Annotated in this window: 23 protein-coding genes and 3 pseudogenes; 9 read left to right on the forward strand and 17 right to left on the reverse strand. The window is 64.0% G+C overall.

What is annotated here, in order from left to right; translation table 11 throughout:
- Positions 1 to 10 precede the first annotated feature (10 nt).
- Both X751_RS159895 and X751_RS1000000167775 read right to left on the reverse strand, forming a co-directional pair.
- Positions 11 to 316, reverse strand: a complete 306-nt coding sequence (locus tag X751_RS159895; RefSeq protein WP_023689804.1) for a hypothetical protein — start codon at positions 314 to 316, stop codon at positions 11 to 13.
- Between the two features lie 85 nt (positions 317 to 401).
- Positions 402 to 494: pseudogene (locus X751_RS1000000167775) on the reverse strand (oxidoreductase); the annotation flags it as partial.
- Positions 495 to 600: 106 nt separating this feature from the next.
- Here X751_RS1000000167775 and X751_RS159890 point away from each other — a divergent pair.
- A complete protein-coding gene (locus tag X751_RS159890; protein ID WP_023673886.1) occupies positions 601 to 945 on the forward strand; it encodes a PQ-loop domain-containing transporter in 345 nt (114 codons plus the stop codon).
- A 37-nt stretch (positions 946 to 982) separates the two neighbouring features.
- Here X751_RS159890 and X751_RS159885 read toward each other — a convergent pair whose 3' ends face one another.
- Positions 983 to 1,714 carry a DUF2270 domain-containing protein gene (locus tag X751_RS159885; RefSeq protein ID WP_023673885.1) on the reverse strand — a complete coding sequence of 244 codons (732 nt, stop codon included), beginning with the start codon at positions 1,712 to 1,714 and terminating at the stop codon, positions 983 to 985.
- Positions 1,715 to 2,049: 335 nt separating this feature from the next.
- Between X751_RS159885 and X751_RS1000000168395 the strand changes: the two are divergent.
- A pseudogene (locus X751_RS1000000168395) lies at positions 2,050 to 2,301 on the forward strand (potassium transporter); the annotation flags it as partial.
- Positions 2,302 to 2,348: 47 nt separating this feature from the next.
- Positions 2,349 to 4,247 carry a cation:proton antiporter gene (locus X751_RS1000000168400; protein ID WP_280806689.1) on the forward strand — a complete coding sequence of 633 codons (1,899 nt, stop codon included), beginning with the start codon at positions 2,349 to 2,351 and terminating at the stop codon, positions 4,245 to 4,247.
- A 30-nt stretch (positions 4,248 to 4,277) separates the two neighbouring features.
- Here X751_RS1000000168400 and X751_RS159880 read toward each other — a convergent pair whose 3' ends face one another.
- Positions 4,278 to 5,486, reverse strand: coding sequence for an MFS transporter (locus X751_RS159880; protein ID WP_023740063.1), 1,209 nt, complete (start codon positions 5,484 to 5,486; stop codon positions 4,278 to 4,280).
- Positions 5,487 to 5,740: 254 nt separating this feature from the next.
- On the opposite strand from X751_RS159880, the gene X751_RS159875 reads away from it, so the two are divergent.
- The gene (locus X751_RS159875) at positions 5,741 to 6,160 is read left to right on the forward strand and encodes a VOC family protein (protein ID WP_023740062.1); all 420 of its coding nucleotides are present in this window, start codon (positions 5,741 to 5,743) and stop codon (positions 6,158 to 6,160) included.
- A 95-nt stretch (positions 6,161 to 6,255) separates the two neighbouring features.
- Here the strand turns inward: X751_RS159875 and X751_RS159870 are convergent, their stop codons facing one another.
- Positions 6,256 to 6,843, reverse strand: coding sequence for a dihydrofolate reductase family protein (locus X751_RS159870; protein WP_023740061.1), 588 nt, complete (start codon positions 6,841 to 6,843; stop codon positions 6,256 to 6,258).
- Positions 6,844 to 6,975: 132 nt separating this feature from the next.
- On the opposite strand from X751_RS159870, the gene X751_RS159865 reads away from it, so the two are divergent.
- Both X751_RS159865 and X751_RS159860 read left to right on the forward strand, forming a co-directional pair.
- On the forward strand, positions 6,976 to 7,392 hold the full coding sequence (locus X751_RS159865) for a helix-turn-helix domain-containing protein (RefSeq protein ID WP_023743898.1): 417 nt from the start codon (positions 6,976 to 6,978) through the stop codon (positions 7,390 to 7,392).
- A 108-nt stretch (positions 7,393 to 7,500) separates the two neighbouring features.
- Positions 7,501 to 8,604 carry an NAD(P)/FAD-dependent oxidoreductase gene (locus tag X751_RS159860; RefSeq protein WP_023673466.1) on the forward strand — a complete coding sequence of 368 codons (1,104 nt, stop codon included), beginning with the start codon at positions 7,501 to 7,503 and terminating at the stop codon, positions 8,602 to 8,604.
- 58 nt (positions 8,605 to 8,662) lie between these two features.
- Here the strand turns inward: X751_RS159860 and gcvA are convergent, their stop codons facing one another.
- Entirely contained in the window at positions 8,663 to 9,562 is a 900-nt protein-coding gene (gcvA, locus tag X751_RS159855; RefSeq protein WP_023743899.1) for a transcriptional regulator GcvA, read from the reverse strand.
- A gap of 117 nt (positions 9,563 to 9,679) precedes the next feature.
- Between gcvA and X751_RS159850 the strand changes: the two genes are divergently transcribed.
- Entirely contained in the window at positions 9,680 to 10,384 is a 705-nt protein-coding gene (locus tag X751_RS159850) for an SDR family oxidoreductase (protein WP_023715144.1), read from the forward strand.
- A gap of 31 nt (positions 10,385 to 10,415) precedes the next feature.
- Here the strand turns inward: X751_RS159850 and X751_RS159845 are convergent, their stop codons facing one another.
- The 7 genes from X751_RS159845 to X751_RS159815 all read right to left on the reverse strand — a co-directional run bounded on the left by X751_RS159845 (position 10,416) and on the right by X751_RS159815 (position 17,911).
- Complete coding sequence (locus tag X751_RS159845; protein ID WP_023673469.1) at positions 10,416 to 11,318, reverse strand: carbohydrate ABC transporter permease; 903 nt, start codon at positions 11,316 to 11,318, stop codon at positions 10,416 to 10,418.
- Position 11,319: 1 nt separating this feature from the next.
- The gene (locus tag X751_RS159840; protein WP_023693797.1) at positions 11,320 to 12,258 is read right to left on the reverse strand and encodes a sugar ABC transporter permease; all 939 of its coding nucleotides are present in this window, start codon (positions 12,256 to 12,258) and stop codon (positions 11,320 to 11,322) included.
- 102 nt (positions 12,259 to 12,360) lie between these two features.
- The gene (locus tag X751_RS159835; RefSeq protein WP_023693796.1) at positions 12,361 to 13,686 is read right to left on the reverse strand and encodes an ABC transporter substrate-binding protein; all 1,326 of its coding nucleotides are present in this window, start codon (positions 13,684 to 13,686) and stop codon (positions 12,361 to 12,363) included.
- Between the two features lie 39 nt (positions 13,687 to 13,725).
- Positions 13,726 to 14,811, reverse strand: coding sequence for a sn-glycerol-3-phosphate ABC transporter ATP-binding protein UgpC (ugpC, locus tag X751_RS159830; protein ID WP_023689809.1), 1,086 nt, complete (start codon positions 14,809 to 14,811; stop codon positions 13,726 to 13,728).
- A gap of 195 nt (positions 14,812 to 15,006) precedes the next feature.
- Positions 15,007 to 15,585: a DUF922 domain-containing protein gene (locus X751_RS159825; RefSeq protein WP_348524529.1), complete on the reverse strand. Its 579-nt coding sequence runs from the start codon at positions 15,583 to 15,585 to the stop codon at positions 15,007 to 15,009.
- 65 nt (positions 15,586 to 15,650) lie between these two features.
- Positions 15,651 to 16,928, reverse strand: coding sequence for a D-tagatose-bisphosphate aldolase, class II, non-catalytic subunit (locus X751_RS159820; RefSeq protein ID WP_023743901.1), 1,278 nt, complete (start codon positions 16,926 to 16,928; stop codon positions 15,651 to 15,653).
- Positions 16,925 to 17,911 (reverse strand): sugar kinase, encoded by a 987-nt coding sequence (locus X751_RS159815; protein WP_023827251.1) that lies wholly within the window; start codon positions 17,909 to 17,911, stop codon positions 16,925 to 16,927. The genes X751_RS159820 and X751_RS159815 overlap by 4 nt, the downstream gene beginning before the upstream one ends.
- Before the next feature lie 210 nt (positions 17,912 to 18,121).
- Here X751_RS159815 and X751_RS159810 point away from each other — a divergent pair, with 210 nt between their 5' ends.
- Positions 18,122 to 18,751: a glutathione S-transferase family protein gene (locus X751_RS159810; RefSeq protein WP_023743903.1), complete on the forward strand. Its 630-nt coding sequence runs from the start codon at positions 18,122 to 18,124 to the stop codon at positions 18,749 to 18,751.
- A 149-nt stretch (positions 18,752 to 18,900) separates the two neighbouring features.
- Positions 18,901 to 19,134, forward strand: coding sequence for a hypothetical protein (locus tag X751_RS159805; protein WP_081731640.1), 234 nt, complete (start codon positions 18,901 to 18,903; stop codon positions 19,132 to 19,134).
- Positions 19,135 to 19,200: 66 nt separating this feature from the next.
- On the opposite strand, the gene X751_RS159800 is transcribed toward X751_RS159805, so the two are convergent.
- From X751_RS159800 to X751_RS159790, 4 genes and pseudogenes are all read right to left on the reverse strand, one after another.
- Positions 19,201 to 19,698: an N-acetyltransferase gene (locus tag X751_RS159800; RefSeq protein WP_023743905.1), complete on the reverse strand. Its 498-nt coding sequence runs from the start codon at positions 19,696 to 19,698 to the stop codon at positions 19,201 to 19,203.
- A gap of 10 nt (positions 19,699 to 19,708) precedes the next feature.
- Positions 19,709 to 20,801, reverse strand: a pseudogene (locus X751_RS01000000163480) (ABC transporter permease).
- Positions 20,798 to 22,369, reverse strand: coding sequence for a sugar ABC transporter ATP-binding protein (locus X751_RS159795; RefSeq protein WP_031246896.1), 1,572 nt, complete (start codon positions 22,367 to 22,369; stop codon positions 20,798 to 20,800). The pseudogene X751_RS01000000163480 and the gene X751_RS159795 overlap by 4 nt, the downstream one beginning before the upstream one ends.
- A 231-nt stretch (positions 22,370 to 22,600) precedes the next feature.
- Positions 22,601 to 23,548 carry a substrate-binding domain-containing protein gene (locus X751_RS159790; protein WP_023673481.1) on the reverse strand — a complete coding sequence of 316 codons (948 nt, stop codon included), beginning with the start codon at positions 23,546 to 23,548 and terminating at the stop codon, positions 22,601 to 22,603.
- Between the last annotated feature and the right edge of the window lie 293 nt (positions 23,549 to 23,841).

The raw sequence follows: 23,841 nt of genomic DNA on the forward strand, positions 1-23,841 counted from the left end.
CCCGCCGAGATCATATCCCGGAGCCGTCGAGCAGCGGGACGTCTTCGCCTTGCCACGGACTTGGCATTGAAGCCCGGCTCAGATTGGCCGTCGGCAGCGGCATCCAGCATTTCAACTCCGGTTCGGGGTATTCGATCACCCGTCCTGGCGACGAATCGGAAGAGCGCCAGCCCTCCGTGCCGAACTGGTCGGCGCGCGACCAGTAAGCGAGGTCGACCTCGGCCGGCCCCTGTTCCGATGGCCTGACCGTGACCAGGATGCGGCTGCCGTCCTTGGGGGCGCTCGCCATGTGCCGCCAGCGATCGGGTTCGTCCATTCTCATGTCCTCCTGCACGTTGCAGGGATAGTCGCCGCGCGCTTGGCAGCGGTCAACCCGAACTTTGCCCAAGCACGAGATCTGTTTAGCACTCCCGCGCCGTCGGCCGAAACAAGATCTGGTTCATGTCGACCTCGTCGGGCTGGCTCACGGCGAACGCCCCCATGGCGAAAGAATCCGGATGCCGGGCCGCAACAGGAAAATCGAAACCGGCATGTGAACGGGCTCACATGCCGCCACTGCAAGGAACGCTATGGGACGTCCGGCCATGACAGGGGTTTCGGATGACACTTGCTGATCTGTCTTTTTATCTTTTCACTATTTTCAATGGCTTGCGGGTGGTGTCCTACCTGCCGCAGATCGTGCGGGTGGCCCGGGACAGGCACGGGGCGTCGGCGATTTCCTACGCGACCTGGCTGTTGTGGACAGGCGCCAACGCCACGACGGGACTCTACGCCCACATCAATCTGAACGATCCCGCTCTGGCGGCGATCAACTGGCTGAACGCCGTATGCTGCGTGCTGGTCATCGCGCTCACCGCCTACAAGCGCCATCGCGCACGGCTTCCGGTTGAGGAAGCCGCAAGCCGGTCGGAAGCGACCGCTCTGATGGTCGACAATGTCTGCTGAAGATCACCGCGGCAGATTGCGCTTTTCGAGGCCGCTCTCAGACATGCACGGTGCCATGCGAAAGCTCGCCCTCGTCGCTTGAGATGAGGAAAGCGGCTGCGAGTAGGCCGACATAGAACAGCCCGACCATGCACACGACATAGATGCCTGGAACCGGGCCGAGCTGCGCCACGCGCGCGGCGTCGAGAAATGACGCGCCCAAGCCTATCGGCGACCCTTCGCGCTGCAGACTGGGCGTCGTGATCTTCAGCACCCACGCCAGCATCAGGATCGTGTACATGAAAATGTAGTTGCGGCGCAGCCGGCGCACCAACGCCGCGCGTTGCGAGATCAGGAAGCGCGGCGAACGCAGGCCTTCGCCGACGATGGCCAGCCAGTTGGAGGCGTAGTCGGGCTGCGGCGAGAAAATCTGCGCGAAATAATAGCGCTCGAACTGGCGCACCCTGGCCCGGTAGACGTCGAAGAAACGATAGCGCCGCGCCTCGATCCATAGCAGCAGCGTGGTCAGCAGCATGGCAAAGAGCAGCACCCCATGATGGGCGCTGGGCGTCGAGAGTGAGACTGAGAGCATGGCGGCGACGACAGTAATCGCCCAGTTGCTGGTACGGTCCAGCCGGTCGCGCCAGCCGGCCATGCGGGCGATTTCGGCGCGGTGGAAATGCGACATGGTGGCCACGAATTCCGATGAGGTGAGCTTCAGCGCGAACGCATCAGAGGCCCGCGGCGCTGCAGCCGCTTCGTCGGTTTTCACGGTCTTGACCTGGGACATCCCTTGCCACGCGCCTCCCAACGCCATGGCCGGCCGAAACGACGCCGGTCATCCCCATCCGCGCAACGCGCAATCGGTTGAAAATGTTCCGTCGCCGGCCCGGGTCTCGGCGGTTTATCCGCAGTCAGATAGGCCCGTTATGCGATTCAGGTAAGGAGGAACCTGCGGCGCGCCAAGGGAGCGTGGCGTGCAACCGATCTCGCCCTTAAAACGTTATACCGGGCACAATGAGGGGGTGCATGTCCTTCGTGGTCAACCGGCGCCGGTCGGTCGCGCTAGCCGCGGCAGCTTTCGCATTCATGCCGGCCGCATCGTTGGCAGCCGAAAAGACCGGCATGTCCAGCGAGGGCATTTTCGTTCTCGAAATCCTCCTTCTGCTTCTCGTCGGCCGCGGCATCGGCGAGTTGCTGGAGCGTCTCGGCCAGCCGGCGGTGATGGGTCAGCTCATCGGCGGCATCCTGCTCGGGCCATCGCTGCTCGGCTGGCTATTGCCGGAAGCAGAACGCGTGATCTTTTCAGGCGACGCCACCCAAAAGAGCATGATCAGCGCCATCGCCCAGCTCGGCGTGTTGATGCTTCTGTTGCTCACCGGGATGGAGACGGATCTGCGGCTGGTGCGCAGGGTCGGCCGTGCGTGCTTTTCCATCTCCGCCGCGGCGTCACCGTGCCTTTCGCGCTCGGCTTCACCGCCGCGCAGTTCATGCCGGCCTCGCTGCTGGCCGACGGAACCGAGCGCATTGTCGCCGGTCTCTTCCTCGGCACGGCGCTGTCGATCTCCTCGGTCAAGATCGTCGCCATGGTGGTGCGCGAGATGAACTTCATGCGCCGCGATCTCGATCAGATCATCGTCTCGTCGGCCATCATCGAGGACACGATCGGCTGGGTGATCATCGCCATCACCATCGGCATCGCCACCAAGGGGCGCATCGAGCTCGGCAGCCTTGCCTTCACCATTGTCGGCGTCGCCGCCTTCATGGGGTTTTCCTTCACGATTGGCCGCCGCATCGTCTTCGACGCCATCCGCTGGACCAACGATACGTTCCGCAGCGAATACGCCGTCGTCACCGTCATTCTCGCCATCATGGGCGCAATGGCGCTGATCACCGATCTGATCGGCGTCCACACCGTGCTCGGCGCCTTCGTCGCCGGCATACTGGTTGGGGAATCGCCGATCCTGTCGCGTCATATCGAAGGGCAATTGCGCGGCGTCATCATGGCGCTGTTCATGCCGGTTTTCTTCGGCGTCGCCGGCCTTTCGGCGGATCTCACCGTGCTTGTCGACCACGAGCTTGCGCTACTCACGGCCGCTTTGGTGCTGATCGCCAGCTTCGGCAAATTCGCCGGCGCCTTCATCGGCGCCGAGCTTGCCGGCATGAGCCGCAAGGAAGGCATCGCCGTCGGTTGCGGCATGAACGCGCGCGGCTCGACCGAAGTCATCGTCGCCTCTATTGGCCTGTCGATCGGCGTTCTGTCGCACAATCTTTTCACCATGATCGTGACCATGGCCGTCATCACCACGCTCGCCATGCCGCCGACCTTGCGTTGGGCACTCGGCCGCTTGCCGATGGGCGAGAACGAGAAGAAGCGTCTGGAGCGCGAGGAGATCGACCAACGCGGCTTCATCGCCAATCTGGAACGACTGCTGGTGGTGACCGATGAGGGCGTTGTCGGCCGCTTTGCTGCTTACCTCGCAGGAGTCGTGGGCGCCGGCAGGCCGACGACGGTGCTGCATGCCCGAGGCGAGGGGGAGGAGGCCGAGCCCGGCACGGATGCGAAGCTCGGGCCGATCGAAAAGGGTGCCGAGGACAGCCGCGAGGCCGCCAGGAGTTCGGACGAGGAACTGGCCCGCGCGGCGCCTGTCACGCGGCGCCACGAGGCCGAGCTTTCGGCCGAAACGGTTGCCAAGGAGGCGCGCAAAGGCTATGGGCTGCTGCTGATCGGGCTCGGCCGCGCGGTCACGTCGAAAGGTGGGTTTGCCCGCCGCATCAACGAGATCGCCGGCGCCTTCGAGGGCCCGCTATGCCTGGTGCTGAAGGCGACCGGCGCCGGCCGCCAGATGCCAAGGCTAGGACCTGAAGGCGGGAAGATTCTGGTTCCGGTCAACGGCACCGCGATCGCCCGCCGGGGTGCCGAAATGGCACTGGCGATTGCAGCGGTCACGGGTGCGCGGGTCAAGATACTTTATGTAGCGCGCGTCGGCCGCGATGAACCGCGCGACACTGTCTCGCATCGCCGCAGGGAGGCGGTGCTGAAGGATACCGTCGCACTAGCCGACCGCTATGGCGTCGAGATCGAGACGGCCATCCGCAGCCGGGCCGCCGCCGCCGATGCCATTGCCCGCCAGGCCGGCAGGGGGGCGGCGTTGATCGTCATGGGCGTGGCGCGGCGCCCTGGCGAGGAACTCTTCTTTGGCGAGACGACCACAGGCGTGCTGCAGCGCTGCCAATGCCCGGTGGTGCTGATCTCGGACGCCAGGCTCAGCCGCGACGACGAGGTCAGGGAAGAGCTGCGCTCGGGAACGGCGACAGGGTGATGAGTATTTGCCCTCGAGGGGAAATTTCGCTCATGCCGCCTGCAGCCTCTCTCGGCCGGGCTGCGGCGGGAACGCGATGGCGATGCCGGCAGCACCGAGTCCGATCAGCGCCGAGCCGATGAACAGCCAGGAATAGCTGGCATAGGCGTCGAAGATCATGCCGCCGGCGAGCGGGCCGAACGACATGCCGAGGCTGGACAACAGGGTCGCGGCGCCAAGTATCGTGCCGATGATGCGCGGCCCGAAATAGTCGCGCGCCAGAACCGCATAGAGCGGCATGACGCCGCCATAGGTGGCGCCGAAGATGATCGCCAGGAGATAGAACTGCTCGAGATTGCCGACGGCGAGATAGGCGGCGATCACCACCGCCTGGATGGCGAGGCCCACGATCAGCACCGGCTTGGCGCCCAGCCTGTCGCCGAGCACGCCGTAGAGCACGCGCCCGCCAAGCCCGGCAAGGCCCTCGACGCTGTAGATCGACACGGCTGCCATCGGCGCCACGCCGCACGACATGGCATAGCTCACCATGTGGAAGATCGGCCCCGAATGCGCTGCGCAGCAGGCGAAGAAGGTCATACCCAGCACCAGGAATTGCGGCGAGCGCAGCGCCTGGCCGACTGACATGCCGGGGGCCGCGGCAGGCGCGGGCGCGCTGCCATCCGCTGCCGCGACCGCCGTCGACGGCTGGCGCACCAGGAAGACGGCCGGCAGCAACAGCACCCAGGCCATGATGCCGATATCGAACATGGCGGTACGCCAGTCGTAGGCGGTGATCAGCCAGCGCGCGAAGGGTGAAATGGTCATCGGCGCCACGCCCATGCCGGCCGAGACCAGCGACACGGCCAGGCTGCGATGGGTCTCGAACCAGGCGGTGGTCAGCGCGATCATCGGCGCGAAGAAGGCGCTGGCCGCCAGCCCGACGATGACGCCATAGCTCAGCTGGAAGACTAGCAGCGATTGGGCTCGGCTCGCCACCACCAGCGACAGGCCGAGCAGCACCGCGCCGGCAAAAACCACCGGGCGGGCGCCGACACGGTCATAGATGGCGCCCCAGGCGAAACCGCCTGCGCCCATCACCAAGAAATTCAGCGTCATGGCGCTGGAAATGCCGGTTCGCGACCAGTTGGTGTCGAGCGCCATCGGCTCGAGAAAGATCGCCAGCGAAAACATCGCGCCGAGCGCCACACAGGTCATCAGCGCGCCGCACGCGACGATCACCCAACGGTAGGAACTGTTCATGCTCTTCTCCCGAGATCGGTTTCGATGCGGCGCCACTCGCTCCAGCTCCGTTGCGCCGCTTGCGTCCGAAGGACGTTGGCGGGATTTCGAATCCGACAATCCGGTTGCATTTTTTATCCGGTCTGCGTGGAAGTCCATCCGGATATGACAAAAGCAGGGTGTAAGGCTGCCAAGCGCGCCGACAAATAGACTGCCGAATTGACGAGCCGCTCCGCGGCACTAGCTTTGTGGTCTCGCGACGGGAGAGATCGCTCATGGAACTGCATCGCGGCCGCCTCATCGACCACGTCCAGCTGGTGGTCAGGGACCTCAAGGCGAGCCGGGGCTTCTATGAAGCCGCCTTCAAGGTGCTCGGCATTCCGATCGGCGGCGAGGCCGAGGACTATTTCTGGGCCGACGAACTGTTCATCTCAAGCCTCGACAGCCGGGCGGCGAGAGGACAACTGACCGGGCGCCATCATCTGGCCTTCCAGGCCAGGGACAACGCCATGGTCGATGCCTTCTACAGGGCCGGCCTCAATGCCGGTGGGGCCGACAATGGCGCGCCGGGTGAGCGGCCCTACCACCCCGGCTACTACGCCGCCTTCCTGCTCGACCCCGACGGCAACAACATCGAGGCGGTGTTTCACGGGCCGGCAAAGCGAAGTGCCGCTTCGGTCGAGATCAATTTCTAGCGCAGGTTCACGAGGAGCGGGTTGCGGTGATCCGTCCGGAGTTCTCGTAAAAACAAAGAGTTGAAGCGGTCCACGGATTCAATCGCTGAACTGCTTCACATTGCCGGCGCGTAGCGGTTCACCACCATTCCGCAGGCATAGGCTTTAGAGCCGAGCAGGCGCAATTTCCGGAAGCCGCCACGGTCGAAAATCCGCTCGCCGTCGCCCAGCGCGGCCGGATTGATGAACAGCTGGAACTCATCGACCAACCCCGCTGCAATCAGCGCCGAGGCAAAGCCGGCGCCGCCGAATACCGCCATGTCGCCTTCACCTTCAGCTTTCAGCGCCTTGACCTCGCGCGGCAGGTCGCCGCTGGCAACCGTCGTGCGCTCCCACCGCGATGCCGCGAGCTTGTCGCTCAGCACCACCTTGCGCGCCTCGACGATGCGCTGCGCAAAAGCGTAGAAGGGATCGCGCGGATAGCTTTTTGCGGCATTGCCCCAATGGGTTAGATAGCCTTCTTCGGCCATCTTGCGGCTGAGCAGAATGGTGTCGATGCCAGCGAACACCGTGTTGAAATCCTGCTTCAAGTCGTCGTCCCACGGGCAGTTGGCGCCCCATTCCCAGAGCTGCCAGTGCTCATCGCCGGCCGCGCCGACAAAACCGTCGACCGATATCTGCATCTGCAGGATCAGTTTTCTCATCGTCGTTCTCCTGAGCTCTGGTGTCACCAGCGCCAGGTCAGGCGGCGTTGGTTATTGCTTTACTTTCGGAGCCATTGACATGAGTGAAAAATGATGTCAATAGTAAAGTGATTTAAAAATGGAAGCATTTAAATGTCGACCAGGGAAAGATCCGGCTGTCCCATCAGCCTATCGCTCGAATTGCTCGGTGACCGCTGGACGCTGCTGATCATCCGCGACATGATTTTCGAGGGAAAAAGGCACTTCCGGGAGTTCCTGCTATCAGGCGAAGGCATCTCGTCGCGCACCCTGGCCGAGCGGCTGCAGACCTTGCAGGATGAGGGCATCGTCACAAGAAGCGACGACCCCACGCACAAGCTCAAGGCGATCTACAAGCTGACGGAGGCGGGCATCGACCTGTTGCCGGTGCTGGCGACGCTCGGCGCCTGGGGCAGCAAATACCGCAACGCCGATGACAAGCTGGCAAGGAACGCCGATGAACTGGCGAGGGGCGGCGAGGCAGCGCTCGAGCAGATAAAGAAGAAGCTGCGCGCCGAGCATGTCGGCTAGGGAGGAACGCCAGCCCTCCCTTCGCGGCCGGGATGCTGCGCAACGGGTGACTTGTCCCGCCTGCGCCTCTGCGCATAACCTCTGCCAACCCGGCGGGAGGAGAATCGCTTGGACACCACTGTCGTTATTGTCGGCGCCGGGCCTGCCGGCCTTGCGGTCGGTGCCTGCCTGAAGCGGGCAGGAGTGGATTTCATCCTGCTCGAAAGATCGCAGGAGATCGCGCCCGCCTGGCGGCGGCACTATCGGCGACTGCATCTGCATACGGTCAAGTCGTTCTCGTCGCTGCCGTTCCTGCCCTTTCCCAAAAACTATCCGCGCTACGTGCCGCGCGAACTGGTGGTCCGTTACCTCGACGACTATGCGGAAAAATTCGATCTGCGCCCGCGCTTCGGCATAACGGTGAAAGCCATTCGCCGTACCGACAGCGGTTTTCTGGTCGAGACAGGTTCGGACAACCTGAAGGCGCGCCATGTCGTCATCGCCAGCGGTAACAATGCCGAGCCGATCGTCCCCCGGCTCCCTGCCATCGAGGCTTTCAAGGGCGAGGTGCTGCACAGCGCCGACTATACGCAAGCGGCGCCCTTTGCCGGCCGCTCGGTGCTGATCGTCGGCATGGGCAACACCGGCGCCGAGATCGCGCTCGACTTGGCGGAAAGTGGCGCGCGTCCGACCATTTCGGTGCGCAAGGGCGTCCACATCGTGCCGCGCCAGCTGTTTGGCGTGCCGATCCAGATGGTCGGCATCGCCAGCCGGCCAATGCCGCAGGCGCTGAACGAGTGGATGTTTCCGATCATCCTCGATTTCGCGCTGGGCAAGCTCGAGAGATACGGCATCGTCAGGCCGAAGCAGGGCATCCTGCAACAGATCGACGAAGTCGGCCGCATCCCGGTCATCGACGTCGGCACGGTCGACGCCATCACCAAAGGCGCCATCAAGATCGCACCCGACATAGCGGGCTTCACCGAGCGCGGCGCTGCGTTCACCGACGGCAGGCTGGAAAATTTCGACGCCGTCATCCTCGCCACCGGCTATCGCCCGGGCTACGAAAAGTTTCTGCCCGTGGAATTGCAGCCGGAGCGCAGTGGCGTCAACGCCCGCGCCTCGCAACTCGGCCTCTACCTCGTCGGCTTCTACAATCCGGTCACCGGTCTGCTCAGGGAAATTGGACGCGAGGCGAAGGCAGTGGCGGCCGACATTGCTCGGCGAGGCTGAAAGGGGCGGCGTCGGCCAAGCTGCGGATCTCCCGCCTTGCGGGGAGATCGGCTATCTATCACAGCCGCGCCGCATCGCCCTCATCCAGCAGCCATTGCCGCACGGCTTGCGTCGGTTCTGGGTGCCGTTGCTTGCGCGGCATCACGACATAGAAATCGTGCGTCCCACGCATCTCCGCGTTGATCGGCTGCACCAGCCGGCCGGCGGCAATGTCGGCAGCGACGAGGAAACGGCTGGCCAGTGCGATGCCTTGGCCGGCAATGGCGGCGTCGATGGCTAGGCCTGTCTGGTTGAAGCGCATGCGTTTGGCCCCGGTGGCCATCCTCAGGCCGAGCGCTCTCTCCATGAATTCCGGCCACAGATTGTGCGCGTCGTGCAACAGGACATGATGCTGGATATCGGCCGTCGCGATCTCGTTCGCCTCGGTAGGCAGCAGGGCAGGGCTGCAGATGGCGACGATCTGCTGTGGGAACAACAGGTCGACCATCAGGCCGGCGCCGAAGGGCGGGCGGCCTTGCCTGACCGCAATGTCGACGCCGTCGGCCTGAAAACTCGACAGGTTTTCGCTGGCCAGGATTCGCAGATCGACGAGCGGGTTGTGCGCGACGAACTCCGGCAGTTTCGGGATCAGCCATTTGGTGGCAAAGCTCGGCGTGACGCTGATCGTCAGCCGCGCCGGTTCGGGCCGCAGCAGCAAGGTGGCCTCCGAGATCAGCTCGAAGGCGCGGCGGATGTTGGGCATATAGGCGCGGCCCTCATCGGTCAGCGCCAGGCCGCGCGGCAGCCGGTCGAAGAGTTTTGTGCCGAGATCGGCCTCCAGCCCGCGTATATGCTGCGCCACCGCCCCTTGCGTCACGTTCAGCTCCTGCGCGGCGATGCGGAAGTTGAGATGACGCGCGGCGGCTTCGAAGGCACGCAGCGCATTCAACGGCGGCAGGCTCAGGAAGGCTTCGGGCATGCAGGAGTTTTTCTACAGCTTGATTTCAGGCTTTCTGGTTCGAACCAGATGGCAAGACCGGCTATATCATCCTTTGAAGTCGCGAGACACACGCCGCAAAACCCCAAGGAGAGAAAAATGAGTGTAGAAAAAGTGGCAGTCGTCGTCGCGGGTGGCAGCGGTATGGGCGCGGCGGCGGCCAAGCGGCTGGCGGCGGACGGGTTCAAGGTCGCGATCCTGTCGTCCTCCGGTAAGGGCGAGGCTCTGGCCAAGGAGATTGGCGGCCTCGGCGTCACCGGCTCCAACCAGTCGAATGACGATCTGCAGCGGCTCGCCGACCTGACGCTCGAGCGCTTCGGCCGCATCGACGTGCTGGTCAACAGCGGCGGCCACGGGCCACGCGCGCCGATCCTCGAAATCACCGACGAGCAGTGGCACACCGGTCTCGACGTCTATCTGATGAACGTCATCCGGCCGGTGCGCATCGTGGCGCCGCAGATGGTCAAGCAGAAGGCCGGCGCCATCATCAACATCTCGACCGCCTGGGTGGTCGAGCCGAGCCCGATGTTCCCGACATCCGCCGTGTTCCGCGCCGGTCTTGCCGCCTACACCAAGATCTTCGCCAACACCTACGCCGCCGACAATGTGCGCATGAACAATGTGCTGCCCGGCTGGATCGACAGCCTGCCGGCCACCGAGGAGCGCCGCGACAGCGTGCCGATGCAGCGCTACGGCACCTCGGAGGAAATTGCCGCGACCATCGCCTTCCTCGCTTCCGAAGGTGCGGGCTACATTACCGGCCAGAACATCCGCGTCGACGGCGGCATCATCGGCGCGATCTGACCGCGCCGGTCGCCTCGCGTGAGCCGGCGCGTCACTCCTTCACCGCGCCGGTCATCGACGAGACATAGTGCTCGACGAAGAACGAATAGAGCACCACCACCGGCAGCGAGCCGATCAGCGCTCCCGCCATCAGCGCCCCCCATTCGTAGACGTCGGAGCGCACCAACTCGGTCAGCACACCCACCGGCACGGTCTTGTTTTCCGAGGACTGGATGAATGTCAGCGCATAGATGAACTCGTTCCATGACAGGGTGAAGGCGAATATGCCGGCGGAGATCAGGCCGGGCACCGACAGCGGCAGCACGATCTTGGTGAGGATCTGCCACCGGCTCGCTCCGTCTATCAGCGCGCATTCTTCCAGTTCGAACGGGATGGAGCGGAAGTAACCCATCAACAGCCACGTGCAGAACGGCACCAGGAAGGTCGGATAGGTAAGGATGAGCGCGAAGGGCGTGTCGTAGAGCCCGAGGTTGAACACCATCACCGACAGCGGAATGAACAGGATCGAGGGCGGCACCAGATAGGCGAGGAAGATGCCGAGGCCGACCTGCCGCGCCCCGGAGAAGCGCAACCGCTCGATCGCATAGGCGGCGAACACCGACGCCAGCAGCGACAGGAACGTGGCGGCGGTCGAGATGATGATCGTGTTGAGCAGCCAGCCCGGATAGGAGGTCTCGAACAGGAGATAGCGGATGTGCTCCAATGTCGGATGCACCACCCAGAACGGATTGAACTGCGCATAGTCGGTCATCTCGAGATTGGGCTTAACCGCCGTGATCGTCATCCAGTAAAACGGAAACAACAGCACGAAGACGAACACCAGCAGCGGCAGATAGACCGTCACCACGCGGCGCGGCAGGCTCTGCAGGTAGCCCATGCCGCCTTCGTCGATATCCCCACGTTTCGCCTTCCTTGTCGCGGCCGTCTTGACCATGTCAGTCTCCGCCGCCTTGTTGCCATTTGCGGCGTTGCAGGCCGAAATAGCTGAACAGGATCGCCGCCAGCAGGAACGGGATCATGGCCACCGCGATGGCCGCGCCCTCGCCAAGCTGGCCGCCGGAAATGCCGCGCTGGAAAGACAATGTCGCCATCAGATGCGTGGCATTCACCGGTCCGCCCCGGGTCAGCACGTAGATCAGCTGGAAATCGGTGAAGGTGAAAAGCACCGAGAAGGTCATGGTGATGGCGATGATCGGCGTCAGCAGCGGCAGAGTCACATAACGAAACAACTGCCAGCGACTGGCGCCGTCGAGCGTGGCCGCCTCGTAGAGCGACTGCGGAATGGTCTGCAGGCCGGCGAGCAGCGTGATGGCGACGAAAGGAATGCCGCGCCAGACGTTGGCGGCGATAACCGAAGCGCGCGCATTCTCCGGATCGCCGAGGAAATTGATGCGGTGGTCGATCAGGCCCATTTGCTGCAGCGCCCAGGACAGGATGGAGAACTGCGAATCGTAGATCCACCAGAAGGCGATGGCTGACAGTACGGTGGGCACCACCCAAGGCAGCAGGACTATCGCGCGGAAGAACGATTTGAACGGCAGGTTTTCATTGAGAATGAGCGCCAGCCACAGGCCGAGCACGAACTTCAGGATCGAGGCGCTGACCGTGTAGAGCAAGGTGTTGAAGACGGACAGCCAGAAGACGGCGTCACTCCACAGATACTGATAGTTCTCGGTGCCAATGAAGATGCCGGGGCGGCCGATACGGGCATCGGTGAAGCCGAGCCAGACGCCCAGCCCGAGCGGATAGGTCAGGAAGACCAGCAGCAGCGCCGCCGCCGGCAGCATGAAGCCGAAGCCCAGCGCGTTGCGGCTTTCGGAGATCCGCGAAAGCATCGACGGACGCGGCTGGGCGGCAACGGACGGCACGGCCATGAAGGGCTCCTCATCGGGGAATCAGGTCACGGCGTCAACGGCCGCCATGGGATTGTGCGACGGGCCGGGCAGCGCACTAGACGCTGCCCGGCGGTGCCGTGATCAAACGCGGTAGTAGCGGTTGGCGCGCTTCTCCGCCTCCTCCATCGCCTCCTGCGGCGTCGCCTGGCCGGTCACCGCCTTGGCGAACATGTCGACCAGGACATAGTCGGCCATGGTCGCCGCCGAGGCATAGCCGAGCGGCCCGGCATAGCCGTTGGGGCGCAGCGTCGCCGAGGCCTTGGCATAGGCGGCATTGTTCGGGTCGGCCGTCCACACTGGATTGTTGTCGAAGGCCTTCAGCGTCTGGCAGCAATAGCCCGCCGAGGAGGTGATCCAGTCGGTCATCTGCGGATCCTCGAACATGAACTGCAGATAGGCCTTGGCCGCATTGGGGTAGGGCGTGTAGTTGAAGATGACGGCGGTGGTCACCTGGAACAGTTCGACCGATTTCCCGACGGGACCGATCGGCAGGTTGGTGGTGCGGATGTCCTTGGCGATCTCAGCCAGCTTCGGATCGTTGTCCTTGTTGATCTTGGCCGTATTGTAGGCGGAAATGCCGTTGGCGATGACGCCGAGTTCGCCGGCCAGGAAGGCGCGGTTGTTATTGACGTCGAGCCAGCTTTCGGTCCCGGGAATGAAGGTCTTGTAGAGTTCCTGCGCGTATCCGATCGCCTTTAGCGTCTCGGGGCTGTTGATCGCCACCTTGCCGCTCTCGTCGACCATCTGGCCGCCATGGCTCCACAGCAGCCAGTGCGCGTAATTGTTGCCGTCGCCGACGCCGTGGCCGTGCGTGAAGCCGGCCGGATGTCCCTTCGCCTGCAACGCCTTGCAAAGCTCGAGGAACCCTGCCGTGTCCTTCGGAAATTCGGAGAAGCCGGCCTCCTTCACCCAGCTTTCGCGATAGACGATGGCATTGCCGATCGTGGCCAGCGGCAGGCCGACGAACTTGCCGTCCCGCGTCGCATATTGCTTTGGTCCGTCGTGCCAGCCGCCATATTTCGAGCCCAGATACTCGCCGAGCTCGGTCACGTCGTGCAGCTTGTCTGGATATTGATGCGGGTCGTCGAACCAGACGAACATGAGGTCCGGGCCGGAACCGACATTGGCGGCGACCGCTGCCTTGGGGCGAATGTCCTCCCAGCTTTCCTTGTCGACACGAACCTCGACACCTGTCGCCTCGGTGAAGCGCTTGGTGTTGGCCAGCCATTGATCCTCATCGCCCTTGACGAAGGGCGACCAGCGCAGCAGCCGCAGCTTTGCGCCTTCCTCGGGCTTGTATTTCAAGCCCTCCTGGGCAAAAGCCGGCGAGCCGACGAACCGGCTTCCCAGAGCTCCCGCCGCGGCACCTGCGGTCGTGCGGATTACATCGCGTCTCGTGAATTTCATGGTCGTCTCCTCCGGTTTATCTTCCTTGCTATGCGGTCCTTACCATCCGTTACGCGTTTCAAATCGTGTTCCAGTCTTGCCGTCAAAGAGATGAATCAGGCCAGGCGCGGCAGAGAGCCGTATGGATTCGCCCGGTGTGAAGGCATGGCGTTCGCGGAAATTGGCGACGATCTCGTCGCCGCCGGCGGTGCGGCCGATGATCTGCACTTCCGACCCGGTCGGCTCGACCACCGCGACGGTGACTGGAATGCCTTGGTCTGACGATAGCCGCAAATGCTCGGGCCGTATTCCCAGCACCACCGGATGACCGTTGCCAACGGCCGGCGCGCCGGCCAGCGGCACGGAAATTCCCCCGGCGCCGCGAAAGGACGGAGACCCGTCGGTGACGATCTCGCCCTTGATCAGGTTCATGGCGGGCGAGCCGATGAAACTGGCGACGAAGAGATTGTTGGGCCTGTCGTAGAGCTCCAGCGGCGGTCCGATCTGTTCGACGATGCCGTCATGCATGACGACGATCTTGTCGGCCATGGTCATGGCCTCGATCTGGTCGTGGGTGACATAGACTGTCGTCGTCTTGAGCCGCTGGTGCAGTTCCTTGATCTCGGCGCGCATCTGCACCCTGAGCTTGGCGTCGAGATTGGAGAGCGGTTCGTCGAACAGGAAAACCTGTGGATCGCGCACGATCGCCCGGCCCATGGCGACGCGCTGGCGCTGGCCGCCGGAAAGTTGGCGCGGATATCGCGTCAGCAATGGCACCAGCCCGAGGATTTCGGCGGCGCGCTGAATGCTGGTAGCGCAATCGGCCTTCGAAACACCTTTGAGCATGAGCGAGAACGCCATGTTCTCGGCGACCGTCATGTGCGGGTAGAGCGCGTAGTTCTGGAACACCATGGCAACGTCGCGCTCTTTCGGGGCAACGTTGTTGACGACCCGATCCCCGATGGCGATCTCGCCCCGAGAAATCTTTTCCAGGCCGGCGATCATCCTGAGAAGGGTCGATTTTCCGCAACCCGACGGGCCGACCAGCGTGACGAATTCGCCGTCATCGATATCCACACTGACGCCATGCAGGACCTCGACGGTCCCGAACGATTTGTAAACGTCGCCGATCGCGACAGACGCCATCGATCTCCTCCCGAATGCTTCTTGCGACGCCCCGAAGGAAACCGCTCCTCTCCCGCCTCGCGACCGTCTCCCATTCCCCGAACAGGTCGCGCGACAATCAGACGGTAGCGCTACCAAGCCTGCCTGTAAAGCGGCCATGCGGCCGGTACTCTTGTCGTTCGGAACACTCGGCGCTATGACCGGCACACCGGCAAACTACCTCCCATTCACAAAAGCCAGCACCAGCTTCTGCAGGTTTCCGCCGGGGCCGAATTCGACTCGGTCGAAGTCGCGGCTCGCCTGCCGCTGTGCCAGCGAGATCTGGGCGAGTTGCCTCGTCAGCTCGGTTCTGATCTTGCTGCAGCCGGGGTCATCAGTAACGGTCAGGCCGACGCTCACCGCCTCGATCTTGCGCACCATCTCGGCGATGGCTGCGCCATGCACTCTCTCGTGGGCGGCGAGCCCGGCGATGAACACCGTCCAGTTCTTCTGGACGGAAGCCGGCAACGGTTCGGCCGGCTTCGGCAAGGTGTAGGTGATGATCAGTTTCGGCCGCGCCGACACCAGCTCGCAGGCGTCGCCTTTCGGCCTGTAGTCCCTGGTCCAGGTCAGCTTGAAATTGGTGTGCGCGATGACCCGGCCCTTGCCGAGCAAGGGGCCGGCTTCGCCGATCGCGGCATAGAGTTCCGGGCCGGTCCGCCCTGCGATGGCGTAGGTCTCGACCTTTTCGACCGGCTTCCAGTCGGCGCGTGCCGGCGACGCCAGCAGAGAGGCCGCGAACAGGAGAAAGAACATGGCTGGTTTCATGGAAACGTCAGAGACACTGGGCTGAGGCAAAGATCAACCCGGCGCAAATGCACTCAGGTCCCACGGCAGGCCGCGTCATAGTCGGCCAGCACCTGATCGACAGCTTCGAGAAGGATAGCCTCGGGATTGCCCGCCGACCCGAGTTCGGCCGGCAGCGCCGGCAGGAATTGCCGCATCAGCGTTTCGGGAATGGCGACCCCGTCCAGCGCCTTGCGCAGGCGCTCGACGGCCGCGACAGCGGTGGGGTTGCTCCAATAATAGCGGATGCGGTCGCTGTAGCTGTAATGCCGCTGCACATAGAGCTCTGCTTCGTTGCCGTGATAGTGGCTGTGCCAATGGCCGGGTGCTGCCAGCATCGCGCCTTCCATGGTCCGGGCGAGCGACCGGTCGCCATAGTCCCTGGCCATTTCGGATGCTATCAGGTCGAGCCCGTAAAGCGCCTCGCGCAAGGCGAAGGTCAGGCCGGGGCCGACCTTGAGGATGGGAAAGCCGTTTGCGACCAGCGCGGTCAAAGCCGCACGGCTCTGGTAGTCGGTCGAATGCGCCTCGTAGACGAGCGACGGCTGCTCATCGAGCAAGCCGGTCAGGCCCTTGGATTTCTCGGGCGCGTAGGCGACGACGTTCTGGCTGCCGAATTCCACGCCCGGCTGCACCACCACGGCCATGACGCGGCCGAACGCCTCGGTCAGGCCTTCGCGGGCAAAGATCTCCCGGTGAACCTCGATCGTGCGCCTCGCCGCCGCCGCCTCGGTCGGCTTCAACTCGCTGATCGCATGGTCGACGCCGCCGGGGGCGGGAACTTCGGTGCCGATGATGTAGACCGGCAAGGTGCTGCCTGCGGCGTGCGCGCCCGTTTCGGCCGCCTTTGCCAGCCGCGCCGCCCGGGTGGCGATGGTCTCGTCGTCAAGCGCCGCCGGCTCGCCGGCGCAGCCCATCGATGCGTCGAGATGGATTTTGGTGAAGCCGGCCGCGATATAGGCGCCGACCATGGCCTCGGCCTTGTCCATCGCCTGCGCCGCCGGCTCTGCGCGCCACGGGTTCGGTCCCAGATGGTCGCCGCCGAAGATGATGCGCGAGGCTTCCAGCCCTTCGCGGCAGGCAATCTCCAGCACGAAGGCGACGAACAGCGCCGGGGTCATTCCGGTATAGCCGCCGAACTGGTTGACCTGATTGCAGGTTGCCTCAATCAGCAGGTTTTTCTCCCTGTCGGCAACGGCGCGCCTGATCGCCGTCTGGATCACCAGCGGATGCGCGGAGCAGATCGAGGTGATGCCGTAGGGCGAGCCGTTTTTGCGCGCGCTGGCGAGGCCTGCAAGCGGGTTGGCGCTCATGTCCGTCTCGCTGTTCCCTTGATGAATTGGTCAAGCGCATCGAAGCCGGCGGTGCCTTCCATCGGGCCGCGCCGGGTGACGTTGCGGGCGCCGGCGGCATTGGCATAAAGCAGCGCCTTGCCGGGCTCCATCCCCTGGCGCCGGCAGGTCAGGTAAGTGGCGCCGAAACAATCGCCGGCGCCCGTCGGGTCGACTTCCTCGACCTGAAAACCGGCGCAGTCGGTCCTGGCGCCCTCGGCGCCGAACCAGGAAGATCCGTCAGCACCGCGCTTCAGCACGATCTCGCCGACGCCCCTGGCAAACAGCGCCGCCACCGCCTGATGCTCGTCATCGACGCCCGCCGTAGCGAGCAATTCGTCGCCGGACGGCAGCAGCAGGTCGGCATCGTCGATGAGTGCGGAAAACAGTGCGCCGTCGGAGCCGTCGATCAGCTCCTTGCGCACATTCGGGTCGAATGAGGTCGAGCCGCCGCGGGCACGAACCGCCTGCACTGCGTGGCTGACGATCTCCTTCAGCCCTGCCACCGACAGCGTCGATCCCATGATATGCAGATGGCCGGCCCTGTCCGCCAGCAGGCGCGCAGCAGTGGTCAGGTGGATCTGCCCGGCGGCGGATTCGGCGATGTTGTAGACGAAGTCCCTGATACCATCGGGCCGGTAGCGCACGAAGGCGCATCCCGTCGGGAAGCGGTCGCTGATATCGACGGCTGAGACGTCGACGCCGTCGAGCTCCAGCCTGTCCAGGTTGAGCGTGCCGAAATCGTCGCGGCCGACGCAGCCGATAATGCCGGCGCCGCCCCCCAGCCGCGCAACCTGATCGATGAAGATCGCCGGCGCACCGCTGGGGAATGGCCCGACGAGCGTTTGCGGCTCGAGGAAGCCGAAACCCCGTTCCGTCGCCATGATCTCGACCAGGATTTCGCCGGCGACGATCGTTGGCCCCACGGCCTCGGCGGCGATCTCGCTGCGGCGCGAAAGGCTCATGCTTGCGATTCCTCTCACACGCAGACTGATTGCTTGCCCGCGCAGTTATCCGACGCAAGTGTTTATCGGGTAAATCGCACATATAGCGAAGTCAATAAAACTTTACATGCGTATAGTTTATCTGTTTTCGCGCGTACACATTGCAGGATTCGGGTGGCTGGTATCGTGGCACCGTGCAAATCAGGCGTCGACCCCAGCGAAAGGACAGCCATGCTCACGCTTCATGATTATTTGCCGTCGCAAAACGGTTGGAAGGCGAGGGTCGTCCTCGGCCTGCTTAACATTCCCTATGAAAGCCGCCTGGTGTCGATTTTCGAGGGCGAGAGCCACACCGACGCCTTCCTGAAGCTCAACCCGGCCGGCGCCGTTCCTGTGCTCGAACTCGAGGATGGCCGTGCGATCGCCGAATCGAATGCGATCCTCATTTATCCCGCCGAAGGCACGCCCTTGCTGCCGGCGGATCGCTATGTCAGCGCGAAAATTATGCAATGGCTGTTCTTCGAACAGTACCATGTCGAGCCGGTCATCGGCTCCCTGCGCTTCTGGACGCTGGCCGGAAGGCTGGAGCGCAACCAGGCGATGGTTCCGGCCAAGCGCGAAGCCGGCGCCAGCACGCTGGCAGCGCTGGAGCGCAGCCTGAACGACACGCCGTTCCTTGTCGGCGACACGCTCACCATCGCCGACATTGCTGTTTATGCCTGCGGCCACCGTGCCGAAGATTGCGGCTTTGCGCTGGCGGCTTACCCGGCGGTCCTCGCCTGGACGGACCGGGTGCGCGACGCCATCGGTCCCGGCTATTCCGTGCATCTCTACAGCATCGATCCGCACTCGACTGCTTGACGGCAAAAGGCGCGCGCGTTCACCTTGCTTAGTCGAAAAGAAGACCCAGATTCTGCTTTGTCGGCGGTTTTTACTCGCAATCCGTTGGCTGGATGGCCGGGTCTCGGCGTCATCTCGACGACCGGCCGGCACTTAGCATGGAGGTGACCATGACACGCAACGACATCATTTCGGTGTTGGGGCCGGTAGACGAGGCAGTCATAGCCGACATCGCGCTGACCGGCGCCACCCTTGAAGAACTGCGCGAGGCGTTCGCCTGGCTCGGTGCCGACGAGGCGCTGGTCAACGAGGGCCGCCCCTTGCCGGGAACGAAGGTGGCGCGGCTGATCGAAATTCTCGATATGCCGGACGACGAGGACGGCCGGCAAGCGGCGGCGCAGTAGGCTGTAGGCGTAGGGTATCGGTCTGCGCCACCTTTTTCCCTATTCCCTACGGCCTATTCCCTCCCCTTACGCCCTCGACAGCAGCCGGCGCATGATCAGCGAGGCGTGGCCGCCAACGCCGTGCGCGGCCGTGCGGCGCTCGACCACTTCGAAACCGTGCTTGCGATAGAAGGCGATCGCCCGGTCGTTGCCCTCGATCACTTCCAGCGCAATGCTGGGGATGCCGGCATGCGCGACAAGCACCGCGTGCAGCAGGTCGGTGGCGAGCCCGCTGCCGAACTCTGTCTTGTCGATGTGCAGCCGGTCGAGCAGGACATCGCCACGATCGTCCATCGCCGCCATCGCGTAGCCGGCGATCGAACCGTCCGGCCGTTCGGCCACGAACGACATCTTGTTGTCGTCCGCAAGTTCCTCGGCCAGCCGCTCGGGCGCATGCTTGTCGTCCGAGAGCCGCGCGGTATTTTCAGGTCCCAGGATCGACGAATAGGTGCGCCGCCAAGACTCTCCCAGCAGCCGCGATACCGACGCTACATCGTTCTCTGTCATCGCCCTGATCTGAACCATGGCCGATCCCTTACCGCCTTACCCGCGACTTCAGCCAACGATCGAAGGCCACGGCCAGGATCAGGATCAGGCCGATGACGATGCTTTGTGTGTAGGAAGAGACATTGTTGAACTGTAGCCCGTTCTGCAGCACGCCGATGAGTGCTGCGCCCACCACCGTGCCGCCGACCGAGCCGATGCCGCCGAATAGCGAGGTGCCGCCGATGACCACGGCCGAAATCACCGTAAGCTCGTAGCCGATGCCGGCCACGGCTTCGGAGGAGTTGAGCCGTGCTGACAAAACGAAGGCGGCCAGCCCGGCGAAGAAGCCGACGATGACATAGACCGAGATCAGAATGCGGTCGACGCGCAGGCCCGACAGGCGTGCGGCCTCGGCATTGCCGCCGACGGCATAGACGGCGCGGCCATAGCGCGTATAGCGCAGCACGATGTGGCACAGGATGGNCCTCGGCATTGCCGCCGACGGCATAGACGGCGCGGCCATAGCGCGTATAGCGCAGCACGATGTGGCACAGGATGGCCGCCGCCGCGAAGATGATCGCCGGCACCGGCACCGGTCCGATGAGCCCGGTGCCGAACCAGCGCATCGAGGCGTCGAAACCGGAGATCGGTCCGCCATTGGAGATGGTCAGCGTCAGGCCGCGAAACACGGTGAGCCCACCCAGCGTGACGACGAAGGGCGGTACTTTCAGCCGGGTGATGGCAAAGCCCTGGACGCCGCCGGCCAGCGCCCCGACGATGACGGCGGCAAGCAAGGCGGCGAACCAGCCATAGCCTTGCGAGCCCGTGGTCGACAGCGACAGCGTGTTGGCGGTGCCGCCCTTGGCCACCACCGCGGCCACCATGCCGCAGAAGGCGAGCAGTGAGCCGACCGACAGGTCGATGCCGGCAGTGAGGATGACGAAAGTCATGCCGAGCGCGATCAGCCCGGTGATCGAGATCTGCCTCAAAATGTTGAACAGGTTGATTGGATCGATGAAGCTCGGCTTCAGCACGGTGAAGATGACGATCAACACCGCCAGGAACATCAGCGGCCCAAAACTCATCAGAAGCCGCGCGATGTTGATGCCGCTGCGCTGGGTCTGTTCGGTGGTGCTGGTCATTGCGTTGCGTCCTGCTTGCGGTCGAGCGCCATCAGTTCCATCAGTTTTTCCTCGGTCGCTTCGATGCCCGGCATTTCGCCGGTGATACGGCCGCGCCGCATCGTAACGATGCGATCCGACACTGCCAGCACCTCCGGCAGCTCCGACGAGATCATCATGATGGCGATGCCGCGTGCGGCAAGCTGCACCAGGATCTGGTGCACTTCGGCCTTGGCGCCGACATCGACGCCGCGCGTCGGCTCGTCGACGATAAGTACTTTCGGGTCGCGCGCCAGCCAGCGGGCCAGGATCACCTTTTGCTGATTGCCGCCGGACAGGCCCTCGATCGCCTGCTCGGGCGAGGCCATGCGGATCGACAGTGCCTTGCGATAGCCGGCCAGCGCCTCGCGCTCGCGCCGTTCGGCCATGAAGCCGGCCCCATTGCTGTAGCGGCCGAGCGAGGCGATGGAGAAATTGTTGAGAATGCCAAGTGCTGCAAAGATCGCCTGGTGCTTGCGGTCTTCCGGCACCAGCCCGATGCCGAGTTTGATGGCGTCGGCGGGGGAGGCCGGGGCGATCGGCTTGCCGTCCAGCGTGATGTTACCCGCCGCGATGCGGTCGGCGCCGAAAATGGCGCGGGCAAGCTCGGTGCGGCCGGAACCGACGAGACCGGCAACGCCGAGGATTTCGCCGGCCTTCAGATCGAGGTTGACACCTTCGAGCACGATGGCGTGCGGCGCCAGCGGATCGCGCACCGTTCGCAAGCCTCGCACCGAGAGCCGGACCTCGCCGGCGACGTCGCGCTGCGTCGGCCGCGCGTAGAGTTCGGAGGCGGCGCGGCCGACCATCTTCTCGATGATCTTCGGAATCTGGATCGGCTGCCCATCGCGGTCGAGATGACCGGCCAGCCTGCCGTCCCGCAGCACGGTCATGCGGTCGCAAATGGCGGACGCTTCTTCCAGCCGGTGGGTGACGAACATGATGGCGACACCGTCCTTGCGTAGCCTGTCCATGATCGACATCAGTTTCTGCACCTCGGTCTCGGTCAGCGCCGAGGTCGGCTCGTCCATGATGATCAGGCGGCTTTCCAGCGACAGAGCGCGGGCGATTTCGACCAGCTGCTGTTCGGCTACCGACAGCGAGGACACCGGCGTCGCCGGATCGATGTCGAGACCGACGCGGGCGATGATCGCGCGCGAGGCGTCCTCCATCCTGCGCCAGCTGACCAGCCCGAGCGGCCCGAGCGGCGCGCGGCCGATGAAAATGTTTTCCGCAACCGTCAGCGTCGGGATCAGGCTCAGTTCCTGATAGATGGTGACGATGCCATGCCGCTTCGCATCCTGCGGACTGGACGGCGCGTAGTCGGCGCCGTCGAAGACGATGCGGCCGCTTGACGGCGGCATCACGCCGGACAGGATTTTCAACAGCGTCGACTTGCCGGCGCCGTTCTCGCCGAGCAGGCCAAGGATCTCACTGGGCCGCACCTCGAGCGAGACATCGCTGAGTGCGGTGACGCCGGAGAAATGCTTGGTCACGCCTTCGACGGAAAGGAGCGGGGGCGATGATGCGGTGGGTTCAACGGCGGACAAGCATTGCTCCCGGATTGCGATAGGCAGCGGGACAGCGCCCCCCTCTGTCCTGCCGGACATCTCCCCCACACGGGGGGAGATCAGCAGTTTTGCCGGCAGCACTATTTCTATAACGTTGGCGATTGGCGAAAGCAGACGTGACGGCCAATCTCCCCCCAAGTGGGGGCGATGTCCGGCAGGACAGAGGGGGGCGCGACAGAGCGCGACCTCCACCCGTCATGGGCCCTACTCTCACTTCGTCTCGTTCAACCTCTCCGCCTTGTCGAGATTGTCCTTGCCGATGACGATCGGCGTCAACAGCACCAGCTTCTCCTTCGGCTCGGTCTTGTCCCTGGCGAAGGCGACCGCGATCTGCACCGCCTTGCGCGACTGTTCGCCGGGGAACTGCTCGACCGTGCCGGCGAGCTTGCCGTCGCGCACGGCGACCAGCGCTTCCGGCAGCGCGTCGAAGCCGTAGATCTTGACGTCGGTGAAGTTGCGCGCGGCACAGGCTTCGAGCGCGCCGAGCGCCATGTCGTCATTGGCGCAGATGATGGCGTCCGGCTTGCCGTTGGCGGCAAGCCCGGCCTCGGTCACCGACAGCGCTTCGGCGCGGGCGAAATTAGCGGTCTGCTCGAAGATGATCTGGTACTTGTCCTTGAGCGGATCGAGCACATTGTGGACGCCTTTGTTGCGGTCGATCGCGGGCCCGGCACCCGGCTGGCCCTGCAAATGGAACAGCTTGGCGCCGTTGGGGAACGCCGCCACCATGGCTTGCGCCTCGGCCTCGCCGCCCTTGACATTGTCGGCGCCGACATGGGCCAGAATGCCCTCGACGCCGTCAACGCGGCGGTCGATGGTGACCACGGGAACCCCGGCCTTGACCGCTTCCTCGATCGCTGGCGCCAGCGCGTTGACGTCAAGCGGCGAAATCACGATGGCGTTGACCTTCTGCACAAGTGCGGCCTCGATGTCGGCGGTCTGCTTCGGCGCCGAGTTCTGGCCGTCGCTCTCGGTCAGATTGACGCCTTGCGCCTGCGCCTCCGCCTTGATCTCGTTCAGCATGTGCACAAAGAACGGAAAGCCGAGATTGGGCACCGAGCCCAATATGGTCAGTTTGTCGGCGGCAAAGGCCATGGGCGCGGCCAGCGCCATGGCGCCGGTCGCCACGGTCGACAACAGGAATTCGCGTCTGTTCATCAGATATCCTCCACATGAACGCAGGAGCCCGAAACCGGGAGCGGCTCGGGACGGTCCTTGCGTCAATTCAAAAATGGAGTGTCCTGTGAACGCCCCGAGGGGACGCGAGGCGCTCCAGCCGGTCCGCCGCAACGTTCTCCTCCGCACGGCGCCGACCCGAGGATGCTAGCCAAGGAAAATCGATTACGCAAGGTGAGGCGAGGGGCTGAAACTGCTAATCTCCCCGCTTGTGGGGGAGATGTCCGGCAGGACAGAGGGGGGCGCTGTCCCGCCGACATTGGCCAATTTCACTT

This window comes from Mesorhizobium sp. LNJC394B00 (assembly GCF_000502555.1).
GTDB lineage: Bacteria > Pseudomonadota > Alphaproteobacteria > Rhizobiales > Rhizobiaceae > Mesorhizobium.

Coding starts and splice junctions, on each gene's coding strand:
- X751_RS159895 (WP_023689804.1), bottom strand. CDS start 316: ATGGACGAACCCGATCGCTGGCGGCACATGGCGAGCGCCCCCAAGGAC.
- X751_RS159890 (WP_023673886.1), top strand. CDS start 601: ATGACACTTGCTGATCTGTCTTTTTATCTTTTCACTATTTTCAATGGC.
- X751_RS159885 (WP_023673885.1), bottom strand. CDS start 1,714: ATGTCCCAGGTCAAGACCGTGAAAACCGACGAAGCGGCTGCAGCGCCG.
- X751_RS159880 (WP_023740063.1), bottom strand. CDS start 5,486: ATGAACAGTTCCTACCGTTGGGTGATCGTCGCGTGCGGCGCGCTGATG.
- X751_RS159875 (WP_023740062.1), top strand. CDS start 5,741: ATGGAACTGCATCGCGGCCGCCTCATCGACCACGTCCAGCTGGTGGTC.
- X751_RS159870 (WP_023740061.1), bottom strand. CDS start 6,843: ATGAGAAAACTGATCCTGCAGATGCAGATATCGGTCGACGGTTTTGTC.
- X751_RS159865 (WP_023743898.1), top strand. CDS start 6,976: ATGTCGACCAGGGAAAGATCCGGCTGTCCCATCAGCCTATCGCTCGAA.
- gcvA (WP_023743899.1), bottom strand. CDS start 9,562: ATGCCCGAAGCCTTCCTGAGCCTGCCGCCGTTGAATGCGCTGCGTGCC.
- X751_RS159850 (WP_023715144.1), top strand. CDS start 9,680: ATGAGTGTAGAAAAAGTGGCAGTCGTCGTCGCGGGTGGCAGCGGTATG.
- X751_RS159845 (WP_023673469.1), bottom strand. CDS start 11,318: ATGGTCAAGACGGCCGCGACAAGGAAGGCGAAACGTGGGGATATCGAC.
- X751_RS159840 (WP_023693797.1), bottom strand. CDS start 12,258: ATGGCCGTGCCGTCCGTTGCCGCCCAGCCGCGTCCGTCGATGCTTTCG.
- X751_RS159835 (WP_023693796.1), bottom strand. CDS start 13,686: ATGAAATTCACGAGACGCGATGTAATCCGCACGACCGCAGGTGCCGCG.
- ugpC (WP_023689809.1), bottom strand. CDS start 14,811: ATGGCGTCTGTCGCGATCGGCGACGTTTACAAATCGTTCGGGACCGTC.
- X751_RS159825 (WP_348524529.1), bottom strand. CDS start 15,585: ATGTTCTTTCTCCTGTTCGCGGCCTCTCTGCTGGCGTCGCCGGCACGC.
- X751_RS159820 (WP_023743901.1), bottom strand. CDS start 16,928: ATGAGCGCCAACCCGCTTGCAGGCCTCGCCAGCGCGCGCAAAAACGGC.
- X751_RS159815 (WP_023827251.1), bottom strand. CDS start 17,911: ATGAGCCTTTCGCGCCGCAGCGAGATCGCCGCCGAGGCCGTGGGGCCA.
- X751_RS159810 (WP_023743903.1), top strand. CDS start 18,122: ATGCTCACGCTTCATGATTATTTGCCGTCGCAAAACGGTTGGAAGGCG.
- X751_RS159805 (WP_081731640.1), top strand. CDS start 18,901: ATGACACGCAACGACATCATTTCGGTGTTGGGGCCGGTAGACGAGGCA.
- X751_RS159800 (WP_023743905.1), bottom strand. CDS start 19,698: ATGGTTCAGATCAGGGCGATGACAGAGAACGATGTAGCGTCGGTATCG.
- X751_RS159790 (WP_023673481.1), bottom strand. CDS start 23,548: ATGAACAGACGCGAATTCCTGTTGTCGACCGTGGCGACCGGCGCCATG.